Source organism: Pacificibacter marinus (assembly GCF_018860505.1).
Lineage (GTDB): Bacteria > Pseudomonadota > Alphaproteobacteria > Rhodobacterales > Rhodobacteraceae > Celeribacter > Celeribacter marinus_B.
On sequence record NZ_JAHKPU010000003.1, the window covers coordinates 1 to 729 of the forward strand.

1 protein-coding gene is annotated in these 729 nt (G+C 52.8%); it reads left to right on the plus strand.

The window, feature by feature from the left end; genetic code table 11:
• Positions 1 to 154: 154 nt before the first annotated feature.
• The coding region (locus tag KO503_RS00430; protein ID WP_215989633.1) for an LLM class flavin-dependent oxidoreductase at positions 155 to 729 on the plus strand (575 nt) is incomplete at its 3' end.

Here is a 729-nt window from a genome sequence, read left to right on the forward strand (position 1 = left end):
TATCATTGGGTTGGAACAACTCACTTTCCAAAAAGTCCTAGAATATACCTCACCTCTGCCAACTGGAGTTGATTTCCGATTATTGGGAAAGGGAGTATTTCCACTTACTGCGGTGTCGGGGGGATGGGGTTGGGCTAGCATTGTGGTGTCCACGATGGCGCCCGATTGGGCGGGTCCGGTGGGCGAGCGGCTTGGAGTTTATCCAGCGATGTTAGCAATTGAATCAGGGCTACCCTGGTTCGCGGAGGACAGTATGAAACTAGGATATTTCACCATGCCCATGCACCCGATGGGACGTAATTGGGCAGAGACCTTGAAAGAGGATCGAGAAGCCATTTTGCTGGCTGACAAGCTGGGCTTCCATGATGCGTTCGTCGGCGAGCACCTTGCAGACAAGATGGAAAACATCACCAATAGTATGATGTTTCTAGCCACCTTGATCGCTGAGACGAAGACCATCAAGCTGGCCACAGGCACCTCTAACTTGTCACAGATGCACCCCGTTTTGATTGCCGCAAACGCGGCCATGATGGATCATCTGACCGAAGGTCGCTTCATCTTCGGGATCAGTGCAGGCGCCTTGACCACCGACGCCGAAGCCCTGGGAACCTTATCCGAAGACCGCGTGAAGATGTTTGAGGAATCCATCGACGTGATCCTCGAAATCTGGAAACGCGACCCGCCCTATGACATCGATCTTCCTGACAATCGCTACAAGGTTTCGACGGG